Source organism: Burkholderia sp. Cy-637, assembly GCF_011753175.1.
Classification (GTDB): Bacteria; Pseudomonadota; Gammaproteobacteria; order Burkholderiales; family Burkholderiaceae; genus Burkholderia; species Burkholderia gladioli.
This window is the reverse complement of the sequence record NZ_VWWC01000169.1, coordinates 1-15,602: the sequence shown is the minus strand read 5'-3', so window position 1 is coordinate 15,602 and position 15,602 is coordinate 1. Positions and strand designations below refer to the sequence as shown.

The 15,602-nt window shown below is 69.6% G+C and carries 15 protein-coding genes and 2 pseudogenes; 8 read left to right on the top strand and 9 right to left on the bottom strand.

The genetic code is table 11. The annotated features are described in order from the left end of the window. Nucleotides 1-180 (bottom strand): annotated as a pseudogene (locus tag F3J10_RS29425) (cardiolipin synthase B); the annotation flags it as partial. Here F3J10_RS29425 and F3J10_RS29420 point away from each other — a divergent pair. Beyond that, nucleotides 178-1,212 (top strand): annotated as a pseudogene (locus F3J10_RS29420) (PLP-dependent aminotransferase family protein); the annotation flags it as partial. The pseudogenes F3J10_RS29425 and F3J10_RS29420 overlap by 3 nt on opposite strands. A gap of 23 nt (nucleotides 1,213-1,235) precedes the next feature. Here the strand turns inward: F3J10_RS29420 and F3J10_RS29415 are convergent. Then, nucleotides 1,236-2,078 carry an SDR family oxidoreductase gene (locus F3J10_RS29415; protein WP_105858459.1) on the bottom strand — a complete coding sequence of 281 codons (843 nt, stop codon included), beginning with the start codon at nucleotides 2,076-2,078 and terminating at the stop codon, nucleotides 1,236-1,238. A 100-nt stretch (nucleotides 2,079-2,178) separates the two neighbouring features. Here F3J10_RS29415 and F3J10_RS29410 point away from each other — a divergent pair, with 100 nt between their 5' ends. Continuing rightward, nucleotides 2,179-3,084, top strand: coding sequence for a LysR family transcriptional regulator (locus F3J10_RS29410; protein ID WP_036036732.1), 906 nt, complete (start codon nucleotides 2,179-2,181; stop codon nucleotides 3,082-3,084). A gap of 276 nt (nucleotides 3,085-3,360) precedes the next feature. Beyond that, nucleotides 3,361-4,224 carry an alpha/beta hydrolase gene (locus tag F3J10_RS29405; RefSeq protein WP_205194245.1) on the top strand — a complete coding sequence of 288 codons (864 nt, stop codon included), beginning with the start codon at nucleotides 3,361-3,363 and terminating at the stop codon, nucleotides 4,222-4,224. 57 nt (nucleotides 4,225-4,281) lie between these two features. Here the strand turns inward: F3J10_RS29405 and F3J10_RS29400 are convergent, their stop codons facing one another. Then, on the bottom strand, nucleotides 4,282-5,067 hold the full coding sequence (locus tag F3J10_RS29400) for an alpha/beta hydrolase (RefSeq protein ID WP_205200535.1): 786 nt from the start codon (nucleotides 5,065-5,067) through the stop codon (nucleotides 4,282-4,284). A 295-nt stretch (nucleotides 5,068-5,362) separates the two neighbouring features. Between F3J10_RS29400 and F3J10_RS29395 the strand changes: the two genes are divergently transcribed. Together F3J10_RS29395 and F3J10_RS29390 are read left to right on the top strand one after the other, a co-directional pair. Then, nucleotides 5,363-6,142, top strand: a complete 780-nt coding sequence (locus tag F3J10_RS29395) for a carbon-nitrogen hydrolase family protein (protein WP_167233211.1) — start codon at nucleotides 5,363-5,365, stop codon at nucleotides 6,140-6,142. A gap of 170 nt (nucleotides 6,143-6,312) precedes the next feature. Continuing rightward, nucleotides 6,313-7,107, top strand: a complete 795-nt coding sequence (locus F3J10_RS29390; RefSeq protein WP_167243579.1) for an SDR family oxidoreductase — start codon at nucleotides 6,313-6,315, stop codon at nucleotides 7,105-7,107. 97 nt (nucleotides 7,108-7,204) lie between these two features. Here F3J10_RS29390 and F3J10_RS29385 read toward each other — a convergent pair whose 3' ends face one another. The 3 genes from F3J10_RS29385 to F3J10_RS36405 form a co-directional block, all read right to left on the bottom strand. After that, complete coding sequence (locus F3J10_RS29385) at nucleotides 7,205-7,615, bottom strand: outer membrane protein assembly factor BamE (RefSeq protein ID WP_226284720.1); 411 nt, start codon at nucleotides 7,613-7,615, stop codon at nucleotides 7,205-7,207. Between the two features lie 149 nt (nucleotides 7,616-7,764). Then, nucleotides 7,765-8,835 carry an AI-2E family transporter gene (locus F3J10_RS29380; protein WP_025097511.1) on the bottom strand — a complete coding sequence of 357 codons (1,071 nt, stop codon included), beginning with the start codon at nucleotides 8,833-8,835 and terminating at the stop codon, nucleotides 7,765-7,767. A gap of 340 nt (nucleotides 8,836-9,175) precedes the next feature. Further along, complete coding sequence (locus tag F3J10_RS36405; RefSeq protein ID WP_240155741.1) at nucleotides 9,176-9,619, bottom strand: rubredoxin; 444 nt, start codon at nucleotides 9,617-9,619, stop codon at nucleotides 9,176-9,178. A gap of 86 nt (nucleotides 9,620-9,705) precedes the next feature. Here F3J10_RS36405 and F3J10_RS29370 point away from each other — a divergent pair, with 86 nt between their 5' ends. From F3J10_RS29370 to F3J10_RS29360, 3 genes are all read left to right on the top strand, one after another. Next, nucleotides 9,706-10,284: a TetR/AcrR family transcriptional regulator gene (locus tag F3J10_RS29370; protein ID WP_166915667.1), complete on the top strand. Its 579-nt coding sequence runs from the start codon at nucleotides 9,706-9,708 to the stop codon at nucleotides 10,282-10,284. Between the two features lie 354 nt (nucleotides 10,285-10,638). After that, a complete protein-coding gene (locus tag F3J10_RS29365; protein ID WP_167233209.1) occupies nucleotides 10,639-11,643 on the top strand; it encodes a beta-propeller fold lactonase family protein in 1,005 nt (334 codons plus the stop codon). Nucleotides 11,644-11,655: 12 nt separating this feature from the next. Then, the gene (locus F3J10_RS29360) at nucleotides 11,656-12,666 is read left to right on the top strand and encodes a sterol desaturase family protein (protein WP_167243578.1); all 1,011 of its coding nucleotides are present in this window, start codon (nucleotides 11,656-11,658) and stop codon (nucleotides 12,664-12,666) included. A 31-nt stretch (nucleotides 12,667-12,697) separates the two neighbouring features. On the opposite strand, the gene F3J10_RS29355 is transcribed toward F3J10_RS29360, so the two are convergent. From F3J10_RS29355 to F3J10_RS29345, 3 genes are all read right to left on the bottom strand, one after another. After that, nucleotides 12,698-14,185 carry a nicotinate phosphoribosyltransferase gene (locus F3J10_RS29355; protein WP_167243577.1) on the bottom strand — a complete coding sequence of 496 codons (1,488 nt, stop codon included), beginning with the start codon at nucleotides 14,183-14,185 and terminating at the stop codon, nucleotides 12,698-12,700. 111 nt (nucleotides 14,186-14,296) lie between these two features. Beyond that, entirely contained in the window at nucleotides 14,297-15,337 is a 1,041-nt protein-coding gene (locus F3J10_RS29350; protein WP_025097517.1) for a bifunctional nicotinamide-nucleotide adenylyltransferase/Nudix hydroxylase, read from the bottom strand. A gap of 78 nt (nucleotides 15,338-15,415) precedes the next feature. Then, nucleotides 15,416-15,602, bottom strand: a 187-nt coding sequence (locus F3J10_RS29345) for an S-adenosylmethionine decarboxylase (protein ID WP_205200534.1), incomplete at its 5' end; no start/stop codon positions are given.

Here is a 15,602-nt window from a genome sequence, read left to right as displayed (position 1 = left end):
CTCGCTGATGTTGCGCAGCGCGCCGGCCTTGATCCAGCGATGGCTGCGCATCCAGCGCCGGAAGCGCGCCGCGAAGGCCTCGCTGGTCACCACCGGCGGCGCGTATTGCGCATAGCGCTTGTGGCCGCTGCGCACGCGGTACCACTGCCCCTCGAAGGCGGCGCGGATGTGGGCCACCGCATCGGCCCGGCCCAGCTCGACTACCAGCCCGCCGCCGGCAACCTGCGGCTGCGCCAGGCGATCGCCAGCTACCTGCGCGTCTCGCGCGGCGTGGCCTGCGAGGCCGAGCAGGTGCTGATCACCGACGGCACGCAATACGGCCTCGATCTCTGCGCGCGGGCGCTGGCCGATGCCGGCGACATCGCCTGGATCGAGAACCCCGGCTACGGCGGGGCGCGCGTCGCGCTGCAGGCCGCCGGGCTGCGCCTGGTGCCGGTGCCGGTCGACGCGCATGGCCTGGCGCCCGCGGCCGAGTTGTGGCGCAGCGCGCCGCCGCGGCTGGTCTACATCACGCCCTCGCACCAATACCCGCTCGGCGCGGTGATGTCCCAGGAGCGGCGCGTCGCGCTGGTGCAGGCCGCGCGGGACGCCGGCGCGTGGATCGTCGAGGACGACTACGACAGCGAGTTCCGCCATCACGGCACGCCGCTGGCGGCCCTGCAGAACGTGGTGCGCGACGCACCGGTGATCTATCTCGGCACCTTCAGCAAGGTGATGTTCCCGGCCTTGCGGGTGGGCTTCGTGGTGGTGCCGGGCGCCATCGCGCCCGAGCTCGAGCAGGTGTCCTCGGCGCTGTCGCCGCGCGGGCGGCTGGCCGACCACCTCGCGCTGGCGGAATTCATCGAGGCCGGCCATTTCAGCCGGCACCTGCGCCGCATGCGCCGCGTCTATGCCGAGCGCCGCGACGTGCTGCACGAGGCGCTGACGCGCCGGCTCGGCGGCCTGCTGACGGTCTCGGCCGGCGACGGCGGCATGCATCTGTCGGCACGGCTCGACGCGCCGGTCGCCGACGTCGAGGTCGAGCGCGCCGCGCGCGCGCACGGCCTGGTGCTGCGCGCGCTCTCGCCGTTCTGCCTGCCCGGCTCGGACAGCTCGGCCTACAACGGCCTGGTGCTCGGCTACGGCAACGTGCCGGCCGAGTCCATGGAGGCGGCCGTGACGCGGCTCGAACGCGCGATCGTCGACGTGCGGGGCGCGACTCGCCTCACCTGAATCACGCGCGCGCAATAGCCCGCTCAGGCCGGCGCGTCGAAATCGGTCGAATGCGCCAGTTCACGATCGGCCTCGACGGCGGCGAGCCGCTCGCCCAGGGCATTGCGGATCATCGTGTAGGCATCGCGGCCGAGCGCGATGCGTTTTGGCGCCGGCGTGCGATCCACGCTGTCGATCATGATCGACACCATCTTCGCCGGATCGCCGCTGGCGACGAAGCCGGGATCCGACAGGCGCGCGTACAGGGCCCCCACCGGCGTGTCGCGATAGGCTTCCAGCTCGGCACCGAAATACCGGCCCGCCGCGCGGCGGAACGCGGTGCGCGCGCCGCCCGGCTCGACGATCGTCACGCCGATCCCGAACGGCGCCACCTCGGCGGACAGCGCATCGAAGAAACCCTCCATGCCCCACTTGCTGGCGTGATAGAGCGAGGCGCCCGGGTGGGTGGCCTGCCCGCCATAACTGGAGATCGCCAGGATCCGGCCGCCGCCCTGCGCGCGCAGCCCCGGCAAGGCCGCGCGCGTGACCTGGATCGGCGCGATCAGGTTGGTGTCGATCTGATGGCGGATCTGCGCGTCGGACAGGCCCTCGGCCGCGCCGAACAGGCCGTAGCCGGCATTGTTGACGATCACGTCGATCCGGCCGAAGACCTCGAAGGCCTGCGCGACCACGCGCTGGATGCCCGGCAGGTCGGTCATGTCGAGCGTGGCGCTCCAGAGCGCATCGCCATGGCGCTCGCGCAGGTCCGCGACGGCCTGCGCGTCGCGCACCGTGCCGGCCACGCGATCGCCGCGTGCCAGCAACTGCTGCGTCATCTCGCGGCCGAAGCCGCTGCCGATGCCGGTAATGAACCAGGTTCGGGACATCTCGCTCTCCTTGTGGGGGTGATGGAACGGCACGCAATTTAGCAGCGATAATGCGAGCCGATAACCGCCCTGAACCGGCATACCTTGATGGCGAAAACCCATGAATGAGCGCGTCACGCTAGTCGAGCTGCGAGCGCTGGCCGCGGTGAGCTCGCAGCGCAGTTTCCGCAAGGCGGCCGAGGCGCTGGAGCTGGCGCCCTCGACGCTGAGCCACATGATGCGCGAGCTGGAGGAACGCCTCGGCACGCGCCTGTTGAACCGCACCACGCGCAGCGTCTCGCCGACCCAGGCCGGCGAACGGCTGGTGGCGCAGCTCGCGCCGATCCTGGCCGGCCTCGACGAGGCGCTGGCCGAGCTCAGCGCCTCGCGCGAGGCGCCCGGCGGCCGGCTGCGGCTGACTGCTTCGGAGACCGTATCGATGCTGCTGGTCCGGCACGTGATGCCGGTGTTCATCGAGCGCTATCCCGAGGTGGAGGTCGACCTGGTGGCCGAGCCGGCCTTCGTCGACATCGTCGCCGAAGGCTACGACGCCGGCTTCCGGCTCGGCGACGACGTGCCCCGGGACATGGTCGCGATCCGCTTCGGCAGCCCGTCGCGGATGCTGCCGGTCGCCTCGCCCGCCTACCTGAAGGGCCGCCGCGCGCCGCGCACGCCGGACGAACTGCGCGAGCATCGCTGCATTCGCGCGCGCACGCCGGCGGGCCGCCCTTACCGCTGGGAATTCGAGCGCCACGGCGAGGCGATCTCGCTCGACGTGCAGGGCGCGCTGACGCTGAACCGCACCGAGCTGATGATCGAGGCCGCGCTGAAGGGGCTGGGCATCGCGATGGTGCCGGAAAAGCTGGCGCTGCCCCATCTGCGCGACAAGTCGCTGCGCGCGCTGCTGGCCGACTGGTGCCCGGTCTATCCGGGCCTGTTCCTCTACTATCCCGGCCACCGTCAGGTGCCGGCCGCGCTGCGGGCCTTCATCGAGGTGCTGAAAGAGCTCGACGCGACGCGCGCCTGAGCGCCGAGCCGGGCGCCGGGCTGAGCGCACATCGCGCGCCGGCGCCCCGCGATCGACCGCGCGGCGCCTTTCTGGATGCTTCGTTTTCCTTGCGATTCGATGTCGATCGGGATACGCGAGCCCGCCGGACGGGCCTGCGCCGATGACATACGCCGAACGTATCGCGGCGTCGCCGAAAATGTATTGGTCGCGGCCCCGGCCGCTGGCGTACGCTAGGCGCGCGGTGCAATCGCGCCGCCCCGCTTTCGTCCCAGTTATCTCGGTGGTACTCAGCACATGATTCGTCGGTCCCGCTTGTCGATCCTCGCCGCCGCGCTGCTCGCGCTCGGCTTCTCCCATGGCGCGAGCGCGCGCCGCCCGTCGGCGGACGAAGTGCCGCCCCCGCCGCCCGCCAGCGTCGCCGCCGGCGCCGATCTCGCCACGCGAAGCGCCGTGCAGGACCTGCCGCTACCCGGCGGCGAGCACCAGCGCGTGCTGTTCTACGGCCCGGCAGGCCCGATGCGCGGCGTGATCCTGATGTTCCCCGGCGGCGCCGGCGACGTCGACATCGAACGCGACGGCGCGATCCGCCACGACAACAACTTCGTGGTGCGCACGCGCGAGCTGTGGGCCCGGCTCGGCTACGGCGTGGTGATCGTCGATGCGATCGGCCACAAGTCGATGCGCGGCGAGCGCAGCACCGAGGCCTATCGGCAGGTGCTGCGCGAGATTCTCGACTACGCGCACACGCTCACCGATCGCCCGCTCTGGGCGATGGGCACCAGCCAGGGCTCGATCGCCGCGATGGCGGCCGGCTCGAGCGCGCGCGACGGCGAACTGGCCGGCATCGTGCTGACCGAATCGGTGTCGGTGGTCGGGCATTCGGGCGAGACGGTGTTCGACGCGCGGCCCGAACGCGTGCGCGCGCCGGCCCTGGTGGTGGCCAATCGCGACGATACCTGCACCGTCGCACCGCCCTCGCGCGCGCCCGAAATCGCCGCCGCCATGAAAAACAGCGCGGCCACCGTCCTGCATGTCGAGGGCGGCGTCGCGCAGTCGTCGAATCCGTGCAGCTCCTTGTCGCCGCACGGCTATTTCGGCATCGAGAAACAGGTGGTCGGCGATATCGCGCGCTGGATGCGCAGCGTCACGCCGCAATGACGAACGGCGGCAGGCGCGAGCGCCGCTTCGCGCTCGCGCCTGCCGCCCCGCCCCGCCTTACTTCGCCTCGCCCGTCGCTTCCAGGATCAGGTTCGCCACCGCGGCCGGGTGCGAGATCAGCGACACGTGGCTCGACTGGATCTCGATGGTGTGCGCGTGCATGCGCTTGGCCATGAAGCGTTCCAGATCGGGGTTGATGGTGCGATCCTCGGTCGACACCGCGTACCAGGTCGGCTTGTCGTGCCAGGCGGCCACGGTGGTCTTCGCCATCGTGACCGGCTTGCCCATCGGCTGCTGCACGGCGTAGTAGACGCGTGCCTCCTCGGGCGGCAGGTCACCGGCGAAGTCGTGCACGAAGGCCTGTTCCGAGAGCTTGCCGAAACCGTCGGCCGACCATTGCAGGCCCGCCGAGGCCGGGGCGGCCGGGAATTTCCTGGTCAAGGCCGGGTAGTCCTCGCCGGCATCGGGCGCGCGCGCCGCAATATAGACCAGCCCCGCCACCTTTGGATCGTCGCCGGCCTGGCTGATCACCATGCCGCCGTAGGAATGCGCGACCAGCAGGGTCGGGCCGTCCTGGGCCGCCAGCGCGCGCTTGACCGCGTCGACGTCGGCGTCGAACGAGGTGGTCGGGTTCTGCACCGCCGTCACGTGCAGGCCCTTGGCCTGCAGCAGCGGAATCACCTTCGCCCAGCTCGAACCGTCGGCATACAGGCCATGCACCAGCACCACGTTCTTGATCGGCGCGGCCGGCGCGGCGGCGGCGTTGTCCTGCGCGAAGGCCGAGCTCACGCCCGAGATGGCGGTACAGGCCAGGGCGGCGGCGACAAGCGATTTCAACTTCATCTGACTTCTCCAGAGGCATTGCATTGACGGGAGTCCCCACTTCGTTCACCTTTCATGCGGTGAGGCGAAGGCCGGACCATACCCAGGCTGTCGTCGGCGATTCGCGGCTGAGCGCTTGGGATACATGAGGGCGAACACAGGGTCCGCGCGTTTATTCCCGGTCGATGCAAAATTTTTTTCGATCGTCGAAAAATCGTGAAGGCGCCTCGTGCCGAGCACGACTACAAAAAGCTTTCAGCCTCGCCGGGCAGCCGGACAACCGGCCCCGCCTTCCTTTCCACGCCAGGGAGCAGCGATGCAGACAGGGACAGCCAGGATCCTCTACGTGCAGTGGCCCGACGGCCTGCAGCCGAGCGGCGCGGCCTGGGAGGCGATCCGCCGTGCCGTCGATGCCGAACAGGCCGACCTGCTGGTCACCAACGAGATGCCCTTCGGCCCGTGGCTGGCCATCACGCCCGACTACGATGCCGAGGCGGCCGCGCGCAGCGTGGCGCTGCACGAGGAGGCCCTGGCGGCGCTGGGCCGGTTGCAGGTGGGGGCGGTGCTGTCCTCGCGGCCGGTGGCGCAGGCGCGGCGCCTGGCGAACGAGGCCTTCGTGATCGAGGGCGGCGCCTATCGCTACCTGCATCACAAGAAGTTCTTTCCCGAGGAACCGGGCTGGCACGAGGCGAGCTGGTTCGAGCGCGGCCGCGCGGGCTTCGAATGCGCGACGGTCGGCAAGCTGAAGCTGGGCGTGCTGCTCTGCACCGAGCTGTTCTTCAACGAGCATGCGCGCGCCTACGGACGCCTGGGCGCCGACCTGATCGTCACGCCGCGCGCCACCGGCCACGCCGTCCAGCACTGGTTCACGGCCGGCGCGATGGCGGCGATCGTGGCCGGCGCGGCCCTGGTCAGCTCGAACCGCCACGGACGCGCCGCGCCGACGCTCGAATTCGGCGGCACCGGTTTTGCTATGTCACCGACGGGCGAATCGCTCGGCACCACCTCGCAGGCCGCCCCGTTGCGCGCGATCACGCTCGACCTCGCCGCCACGCGGGCCGCCAAGCTGGCCTATCCGTGCTACGTGAAGGAATGAGGCGAACGCACCGAACCGACCGCGGCCGGCGGATCATGCAATCCGGCCCGGCCGCCGCCGCGTGCGAGGCGATTCGCCCGAGCTGATGCATCCTGTGCCGTGCGCGCGCAGCCAGCGACGCGCGGCACACCCGCGGCACACCGTTTCCACGCTTCCAGGGACTCCGAATCATGCAAATCAACCTGACCGGCAAGACCGCCCTCGTCACCGCCTCCACCAGCGGCATCGGCTATGCCATCGCGGAAGGCCTCGCGCGCGCCGGCGCGACCCTGATCATCAACGGACGCAGCGAGCGTTCGGTGGATGCCTCGCTGGCCACGCTGCGCTCCTCCGTGCCTGGCGTGAACGCCTCGGGCGTGGCCAGCGACCTGTCCGGCGCGGCCGGCGTCAAGGCCCTGATCGAGGCGGTCCCGGCCGTCGACATCCTGGTCAACAATGCCGGCATCTACGGCCCGAAGCCCTTCTTCGAGATCGACGACGGGGAATGGGAGCACTACTTCCAGATGAACGTGATGTCGGGCGTGAGGCTCTCGCGCCACTACCTGCCGGCCATGCTCGAACGCGACTGGGGCCGGGTGGTGTTCATCTCGTCGGAATCGGCGCTCAACATCCCGGCCGACATGATCCAGTACGGCTTCACCAAGACCGCGCAGTTGTCGATCGCGCGCGGCCTCGCCAAGCTCGCCGCCGGCAGCGGCGTGACGGTCAACTCGGTGCTGCCGGGCCCGACCATGTCGGAAGGCGTGAAGGCGATGCTCAAGGAAACCGCCGACCAGGAAGGCAAGACGGTCGACGAGGTGGCGGTGGAGTTCGTGCGCACCCAGCGCGCCAGCTCGATCCTGCAGCGGCCGGCGACCACCGAGGAAGTCGCGAACATGGTGGTGTACGTGTGCTCGCAGCAGGCGTCGGCCACCACGGGCGCCGCGCTGCGCGTGGATGGCGGCGTGGTGGACACGCTGGCCTGAGCCGGGCCGGCGGCAGGAAATCGACGAGAGCGCCCGGTAATGACCGGGCGACGGAGGCGAGCGGGCCGCCGGGTGCTGCGGGAAAAGCGGGAAGACCTCAGGAAACCGGCGCCGCGCGCTTGAGCAGGCCTTGCCGGTCCGCCTCCATGCAGGTGGCGAAACCATGATGCGTGACGATGCCGTGACGGTCGAACACCACGTAGTAGGGCCGATGCTCGTTGCCGTGCTGGAGCAGGTAGTTGTAGCAAGTGCCGGTCCCGTTGCGCACCATCCAGACGCTGGCGGGATTGCCGCCCGCGCCCACCACGCGCTGCTGGGTGGCGCCCGGCTGGGAAGCGGCCTTCGGCACCGGCAGCTTCGCGTACGAGAACGAGGGATGATGCAGCCAGCCGAACCAGGAGCAGCCCGACAACAGCAGGCTCGCGGCAAACGGCAGCGCGGCGAGGGAGGAACGCGGGGGCGGGGCTAGCAGGCCGGTCAGAACCCGGCCAACACGATCGGTCGTCATTTCCGCATCCTAATCCACCTCGACGACACGAATGTGGAAAACTTTAAAACCCCGCGTCGAAAATCGGCCGGCCCTCGCGTGCGAACGGGCGCGCCGGCATGTGCCCGGGAAGGTCGATGCGTTGCGCGCGCAACGATCGAGGCGGATCCTCAGTGGATCCATTCGGTCCACAGCACGGTCAGCACCGTCATCAGCGCGGGGCCGATGAACAGGCCCAGCAGGCCGAAGGTCTCGGCGCCGCCGAGAATGCCGAACAGCACCAGCAGGAACGGCAGGCGCGCCGAGCCGCCGATCAGCACCGGGCGCACGAAGTGTTCGGCGACGAACACCACCACGAAGCCGAACACGGCCAGGCCGATCGCCCAGCCCGTCGCGCCCTGCACCAGGAACAACCAGATCGCGGCGCCGCAGAACACGATCGGCGCGCAGAACGGCAGCATGGCGGCCACCGCCGTCACCAGCCCCAGCAGCGCCGCGTGCGGCACGCCCGCGAACGCATAGGCGATGCCGAGCAGCGCGCCCTCGCCGAGGCCCACCACCACCAGCCCCGTCACCGTGCCGTAGATGGCCGAGGCCATGCGCTGGATCAGCGAGGCGCCGTTGGCGCCGAACGCGCGCTGCACGCCGCGCATCAGCGATGCCGAGATGTTCGGTCCGGCCCGGAAGATCACGAACAGCGTCACCAGCATGAAGCCGAACAGCACCGCCGCATGCACCACGCGCGAGCCGAAGGCCTTGCCGTAGCTGACGAAGGCCTCGCTGTTCATGGCCTTCACGCCGGTGGGCGCATGCAGCGGCTGGGCCAGGTTGGCCTGCCACCAGGTGCTGACCTGCTGCGCGCCGAACGGCAGGTGCGAGACCGCGTCGGGCACCGGGATGCCGTTCAGGCGCGCGTCGCGCACCCAGGCGAACACCTCGTGGACCTGGCCCGCGGCCTGCACCACCGCCACCGCCACCGGCACCACCAGCAGCAGGCCGACCGCCGAGGTCAGCACGATCGAAACCACGGTGTGGCGCCCCGACAGCCAGGGCACCTCGTCGATGCGGCGCAGCGCGGGCCACAGCGCGATGGCGATCACGCCGGCCCAGGCCACGGCCGGCAGGAATTCGCGGATTACCCACAGCGCGAGCGCGACGAGTGCTGTGTAGAGCACGCCGAGCGCGATCGCCTGCGCTTTCGGGCGTTCGGAATCCGACGTCGAACGGGAGGAATGGATCATCGGGACACTCTGGGCGCAATGGAATACGCAGATGGTGGCGGTGTCGTCATCTTAAAGGACGATCACGGCGGGCTTGCGAAATGCTTGGTGGAATCGAGCCGCGTGGCGGGAAATGCAGATGGGCCGGGACACAGCGGCCGGCGGCGCTCGAAACGGTTCGATAGCGAACGAAGTCAATCGTGGCCTGCTTGCCGATAATTCGTTCGACGCGGCAGGCAATCGAAGAAAACGCGCGGCAGGCAGGCGCCGGTCATGCGTGATCGGCGGTGCGTCGGCAAAACGAAAGCAAGCGGCTTGCGCATGTCGCGAAGCCGGATCGCAAACGAAGCGGATGAACGAATCAGAACGCCATCAGGGCGAAGTCTTCCTTGCCGACGTCGCAAAGCGGGCAGCGCCAGTCGTCGGGCACCGCCTCCCAGCGCGTGCCCGGAGCGAGGCCATGCTCGGGATCGCCGCTGGCTTCGTCGTAGATCCAGCCGCAGATCAGGCAGACGAACTGCCGGAATTCGACGGCGGCCGGCACCGGCTGCTTGGGCTCGGCCACGGCGGCAGTGGAATCGAGCGCGTGAGCAGGCACCGGCGCATGGACCTCGCCCTCGTCGTCGAGGCTCACCACCAGCGGCTCCGCGCCATGGGCCGGCGCGGAGCCCAGGTAGGCGTCGAGCGCGCGGTACAGACGCCCGGCGTCCTCGCCGCTCAGGCCGAGGCTCAGCGGCTGCCCGCGCGCCTCGCCGAGCCGGCGCGGCGAAAACTGCAATTCGAGGGCGGTACCTTTCTTGTACATGGAACGGCTCGGGACGATTCGGATACTCGATGGTATCTGTATACTGCCCGGCATTCAATCGAGATTCCGATTCGACGGAGACAGGCATGGCCAGACTGACGCGCGAGGAAAGCCAGGCGCAAACCCGCCATCGGCTGCTGGAGGTAGCCGCCGCGCTGTTCGCGCGCGACGGCTACGCAGCCACCTCGCTCGACCGCATCGCCGAGGTGGCCGGCTTCAGCAAGGGCGCGGTCTACTCGAACTTCCCGGGCAAGGAAGCGCTGTTCCTGGAAGTGCTGGAAGCGCATGGGCAGCGCAGCCTCGCCGACCTGCACGCGGCGATCGACGGCGCCGCCACGCTGGCCGATGCGATCGAGCGGATCGCCGGCTGGGCCGACCGGCATTCGCGCCTGGGCAGCTGGCCGCTGCTGGTGCTCGAATACGCGCGCCACGCCAAGCCCGCCGACACCTTCCGCGCCTCGCAGGAAGCGGTGCTGCGCTCGCACTGGCGCACGCTCGGCGAGCGTCTGCGCGGGCTCGATCCCGCGCTCTCGGTCGATGCCGAAACGCTCGGCGCGCTGATCTTCGAGCTGACCTACGCGCCGGCCATGAGCTTCGTGAGCCGGCCGACCTCGGGCGAGCTGCTGCGCGCCGCGCTCGGCGGCCTGTTCGGCACGCTGCGCTGAGCCGCGCCGGGGCCTGCCAAACTGGTTGCCGATACAAGCAGTTCGACAAACGGCTTTCAGCCGCCTGCCGCCATCCCCACGATCACCCCGCATCGCGCTTGCGACCGGTTTCGATTCCGATCGCATCGGCTTGCGGCGCGACGATCGATTGATGCGCGCGCCAGGCCGTCATTGCGGCGCGCAGGCGCGATTGTTCCACTCATACGCGGCGCTCATCGTTTCATCCGCACAATGCATTGGACGCTCATCGGGCTGCCCGGTAAGTTGCGCGTCAGCCCAGCGCGCGACACGCGAGACCCTCGCCGTCACCGCCGCGCGGCGCCGCTTTCGTCACGCTCGCACCAGGAAGTCCCGATGTTCCGCTCCCCCGCCGCGCGCCTGCGCGTGCTGCTGCTGTCCCTCTTCTGCGCCGCCGGCGCCCCGCTGGCCGCCCATGCCGACAACGTGGTGGTGCTCGATTCGGGCGAAGCCAGGCTGAACCTGATCGACGAGGCTTCGCGCAAGGTGGTGGCCACCCTGCCCGCCGGCAAGGAGCCGCATCACCTGATGATCACGCCCGACGGCAAGACCCTGATCATCGCGAACTCGGTGTCCGACAACCTGATGTTCGTCGACCCGCCCACCGGCCGCGTCGAGGGCACGCTGCAGGATATCGAGGACCCCTATCAACTCGGCTTCTCGCCCGACGGCCACTGGTTCGTCACCAATGCGCTGCGGCTCGATCGCGTCGACATCTATCACTACGAGGCGCCGCTGCACTTCACGCTGGCCCGGCGCCTGCCGCTCGAGAAGATGCCGAGCCACATGACCTTCTCGATGGACAATCGCACCGTCTACGTCTCGCTGCAGGAATCGGGCGAGATCGCCGCGATCGACCTGCCGACCCAGACCGTCGACTGGCGCATGCACGTGGGCCAGGACCCGGCCGGGCTGTGGATGACGCCCGGCAACCGCTACCTGCTGGTGGGCATGACCGGCGAGGACGACGTGGCGGTGGTCGACTGCGTCACGCACCAGGTGGTGAAGAAGATCCATACCGGCCGCGGCGCGCACAACTTCCGCTCGCTCGACGACGGCCGCCACGTGGCCGTCACCAATCGCGTCGACAGCACCATCAGCGTGCTCGACTACACGGCCCTGGCCAACACCGGCGACATCACCGGCCTGATGCCCGGCCCCGACGACATGGAACTGTCGGCCGACAAGCGCTTCCTGTGGGTCACCTTCCGTTTCTCGCGCCATGTCGGCGTGATCGACCTGGCCACGCGCAAGCTGGTCAGCACGATCGCCGTCGGCCGCTCGCCGCACGGCCTGTTCTTCGCCGACCGCGCGCCAGTCTACGCGCCCAATCCGGATTGAGGCGGGCCCGCCATGATCGACGTGCTGCTGGCTTCGGCCGACAACCTGATCGGCACCGCGCAGACGGCGCTCTACGTGGACCTGGTGCAGCCGCTGCTGTTCCGCGCCCACCTGATGGACTACGACGAGGACATCTACGACGCGCTGTACTGGGTGATCGTCGCGGTCTGCGAGATCGCGCTGACCTGGGTGCTGCTGCGCCCGCTGGAGGCCTGGCGGCCGATCGAGCGCTGGCCCGAGCGCCGCGCGGTGCGCGCCGACGTCTGGTACACCTGGATCGCCAAGCTCGGCGTGGTCAACGGCCTGTTCTTCGTCTACCTGCAGCCGCTGTTCAACCACGCCGAGACTTGGATGCAGGTGCATCGCGTCTGGAACGTCAATCTCGACGAGTTCTGGCCCGGCGTCTCGGACCGGCCGCTGGTCTCGTTCGCGATCTACGCGGTCGCGCTCGACTTCGCCGGCTACTGGTACCACCGCTGGCAGCATCGCTTCGGCGTGTGGTGGGAACTGCATGCGGTGCATCACAGCCAGCGCCGCATGTCGTTCTGGAACGACGACCGCAACCACTTCCTCGACGTGCTGATCCAGGCCGCGTTCTTCGCCCTGCTGGCGCTGCTGATCGGCGTGCAGCCGGGCCAGTACGTGGTGCTGGTGGCCGTCGGCAATACCCTGCAGAGCATCCAGCACGTCAATGCGCGCCTGTCCTACGGCTGGCTGCTGGAGCGGCTGCTGGTGAGCCCGGCCTTCCATCGACGCCATCACGCGGTCGAGTATGGCCATACCGGCGTGGCCTATGGCTGCAACTTCGGCGTGCTGTTCCCGTGGTGGGACATGCTGTTCCGCACCGCCGACTGGACCCGCAAGCTCGAGCCGACCGGCATCTCGGACCAGTTGCCGGGCGATGCGGGGCCGGGCCGCAATTATGGCGAAGGCGTCTGGGCGCAGAACTGGCTCGCCTTCATGCGCATCGCCAGCCGCATCCGGCTGGCTTGCGGGCGGGCTTTCGCGGCGCGCTCGGCCTGAACCGGCACCGGGCGCACCGCCGCTCGCCGCCTCAGGCGAGCGGGGCCGGCACGTCCTCGGCCTCGGGCTGCCGCGCCTCGCTCACGGCTTCATGCGCGTGCGCACGCGCGCGAACCTCGGCCAGCGTCACCTCCTCCAGCAGGCGCCCCGTATCGAACACGGTGCGCAGCGCATCCTCCCATTCGCCCTCGACCGCGTGGTCGTCCCATGCGGCCGGCATCGCCACCGTGCGATAGGCGCCGGTGCCGCGATGGCGCTGCAGCGTCAGCCTGCCCTGCTTGGAGCGCTTGCCGGGATCGGTGACCGGGTCCTTGCCGACCGGGTGCCAGACCTCGCCGCGCCGGATCGCCGAGCACTTCATCGCGAAGCGCTGCGTATCGCGATCCACCTGCTGCAGCAGCGCGCCGCCCATGCCGAACACCACGTTGCCGGCCGAATAGCCGGCCGCGTCGAGCGATGCCAGGATGGCCTCGATCGAGGCCTCGTTGACGCCGTCGCCCTGGATCACGCGCACATGGTTCAGCACGCGGCGCCCCTTGCGGTTCACGCTCGCGCCGAAGGCGGCGTCGAGCGCGCGCACGGTGGCCAGCACGATGGTTTCCGGGTCGCCCGAATCGGGGCGCACCACCAGGGTGGCACCCGAGTCGATCACCTGCTGCCGCAAGGGACCGCCCCACAGGTCGAGCGCGGCGAACAGGTCGTAGGAATCGGACACCACCGAGACGATGCCGCCCGGTTTCGCGCAGCGCGCCAGCACATGGCGGTAGGCTTCGAGCTCGCCGTCGCGGCCCCAGGAGGTGATCGTGCTGTGCTCGGCCGCCGGCACCGAATAGGCCGCCATCGGCTCGCGATAGAAGCGGTTGGCGGCCAGCACGCCGAGCACCGTGTCCGAGCCCATGAAGCTGACCAGGTGCGCGGCGCCGCCGATCGCGGCCGACTCCGCGCTCGACACGCCGCGCGCACCGAAATCGTGGAGCTTGAACGGCAGTTGCGAGAGATCCTCGTCGCCGCGTTCGAGCCAGTGCCGAATCGTCTGGCGCAGATGCCAACTGCGGGTGGCGACCGTCACCGGGTACCAGATGCGCAGCAACATGGTCTCGACGTGGGACGCCAGCCAGAACAGCTCGGGATCGGTGCATTCGACCGTGATCAGCGCATTGCCGACCGGCACCATCGAGCCTTCCGGAACCGCGCGGATGCGCACCGGCAGGTAGCCGTCGTAGCGCTCCACCACGCGGCGCCAGCCGGCCTCGTTGAAGGGCTCGCCGTGCAGCGCGAAGAAGTCGCGCGCCTCGTCCACCATCGCGTGCGTGACGGGCCGGTACAGGTATTCCTTGAGCAGCATCTGCAGGCCGAAGAACAGCGTGCGCTCGTAGCGGCCGCCGCGCGACTCGACATAGGAGAACATCGCCGTCGCGTCGGGCGGATATTGCAGGTAGTGGGAGGCCTTGTACGAATCCGTGTTGAGGATCGGGTTGGCAAGGATCGCGGCGAGGCCGCCGGCTTCGGTGCTGTGCATGGTCAGAGCTCCTCTGGACCTTGGGGGAAGGCCGCCGGGTCTATCCTGGCGGGCCGGTCGCGCCCGGCGTGGCCGGGCGCGTGAACTACGGTGAAGCGTGGACGATGAGAATCAGAGCTTGCCGAGGAAGTGATAGGCGATGTCGAAGTGATCCTCGAACATGCGCTCGCGCATCGTCTCGAACTCGTTGAGCGGCACCCAGCGCGCCTTGTCGGCATCGTCGCTGCCCTTCACGCGCGGCAGCTCGCCGGTCGGGAAGTGGAACAGCGAGGCATGCGTGATGGTGCGCCCGCGCAGCGAACGCGTTGGGTGGTCGAACACCTGGCGGTCCTTGAGCGAGCCGCGCAGCACCGGCTCGGGCAGCTTGAGCCCGGTTTCCTCGCGCAACTCGCGGATGCAGGCCGCGTCGATGCGCTCGTCCTGCTCGACGAAGCCGCCCGGCAGCGCCCACAGGCCCTGCCCCGGCGCGCTGCGGCGGCGGATCAGCAGGATATGGCCGGAGTGCACCACCACCGCGTCGACGGTCACGAAGGTGACCGCGTAGGGCGCGGCGGCCCACTTGCGGTGATAGGCGGCGATAAACTCGGCTTCCGACTTGAGCTGCGCGAACTCGGGCCGCGCCTGGAACTGCTCGAGCCAGGCGAACACCGGCGCGGGCACGGCCCAGGACACGAAGCTGTTCGGGCGCTCGGCGAAATACTGCGCGCGGATCTCGGTGGCGGAGATGTCCTCGTTCGGCTCGACCTCGACGAAGGGCCATTGCGGGAACATGCGCAGGTAGTACGAGGAGGCGTCCTTCTCGTGGCCGATCAGGCCCACGCGGCCGGTGGCGGCAGCCTCGCCGAGCGCGGCGGCCACCGCCTGCTGGATCCAGCGGACCCAGTCGGTGTCGTTGTACATGGAGTCCTGCACCGGGACGATCATGACGCGCTCGCGCTCGTCGGCGTCGAGCATCGACTCGAGCATCTGGCGGCGCTCGTCGAACGAGAACGGATCCTTGATGGTGCGGGGGCGATCGGTCGAGCCGACCAGCACGCATACGCGCGGCGCCTGGGCCAGGGCGGCCTTCAGGACATGCAGGTGACCACGGTGGGGCGGCTGGAAACGACCAATGAAGACGAGCGCGTCGAAGCGCCTGGACTGCGTGCTCATGAGGCTCCCTCAAGAGTTGGAACGCTCCGGGTCTATCCCGAAGACTGGTGCCATCCTAAATCGGCACGGGTTCGAGCGTCAATTCGAATTCGCGGGCAGGGCCGCCGCCGGCGCGGCGCCCGCCAGGCCGCGCTCGATGCGCCGCCGTTGCGCGATACGAGCCGCGAGCGCGCCGGAGATCGCGTCGACGGCCTCGTCGGCGCGCGCCGCCCCGCACAGAAACGCGTCGACGGCGGCGAAACCATGCTCGGGCCAGGTATGGATA

Bases quoted from the DNA above. Each gene is read 5' to 3' on its own strand.
- F3J10_RS29415 (WP_105858459.1), bottom strand. From the start codon at position 2,078: ATGTCCCGAACCTGGTTCATTACCGGCATCGGCAGCGGCTTCGGCCGC.
- F3J10_RS29410 (WP_036036732.1), top strand. From the start codon at position 2,179: ATGAATGAGCGCGTCACGCTAGTCGAGCTGCGAGCGCTGGCCGCGGTG.
- F3J10_RS29405 (WP_205194245.1), top strand. From the start codon at position 3,361: ATGATTCGTCGGTCCCGCTTGTCGATCCTCGCCGCCGCGCTGCTCGCG.
- F3J10_RS29400 (WP_205200535.1), bottom strand. From the start codon at position 5,067: ATGAAGTTGAAATCGCTTGTCGCCGCCGCCCTGGCCTGTACCGCCATC.
- F3J10_RS29395 (WP_167233211.1), top strand. From the start codon at position 5,363: ATGCAGACAGGGACAGCCAGGATCCTCTACGTGCAGTGGCCCGACGGC.
- F3J10_RS29390 (WP_167243579.1), top strand. From the start codon at position 6,313: ATGCAAATCAACCTGACCGGCAAGACCGCCCTCGTCACCGCCTCCACC.
- F3J10_RS29385 (WP_226284720.1), bottom strand. From the start codon at position 7,615: ATGACGACCGATCGTGTTGGCCGGGTTCTGACCGGCCTGCTAGCCCCG.
- F3J10_RS29380 (WP_025097511.1), bottom strand. From the start codon at position 8,835: ATGATCCATTCCTCCCGTTCGACGTCGGATTCCGAACGCCCGAAAGCG.
- F3J10_RS36405 (WP_240155741.1), bottom strand. From the start codon at position 9,619: ATGTACAAGAAAGGTACCGCCCTCGAATTGCAGTTTTCGCCGCGCCGG.
- F3J10_RS29370 (WP_166915667.1), top strand. From the start codon at position 9,706: ATGGCCAGACTGACGCGCGAGGAAAGCCAGGCGCAAACCCGCCATCGG.
- F3J10_RS29365 (WP_167233209.1), top strand. From the start codon at position 10,639: ATGTTCCGCTCCCCCGCCGCGCGCCTGCGCGTGCTGCTGCTGTCCCTC.
- F3J10_RS29360 (WP_167243578.1), top strand. From the start codon at position 11,656: ATGATCGACGTGCTGCTGGCTTCGGCCGACAACCTGATCGGCACCGCG.
- F3J10_RS29355 (WP_167243577.1), bottom strand. From the start codon at position 14,185: ATGCACAGCACCGAAGCCGGCGGCCTCGCCGCGATCCTTGCCAACCCG.
- F3J10_RS29350 (WP_025097517.1), bottom strand. From the start codon at position 15,337: ATGAGCACGCAGTCCAGGCGCTTCGACGCGCTCGTCTTCATTGGTCGT.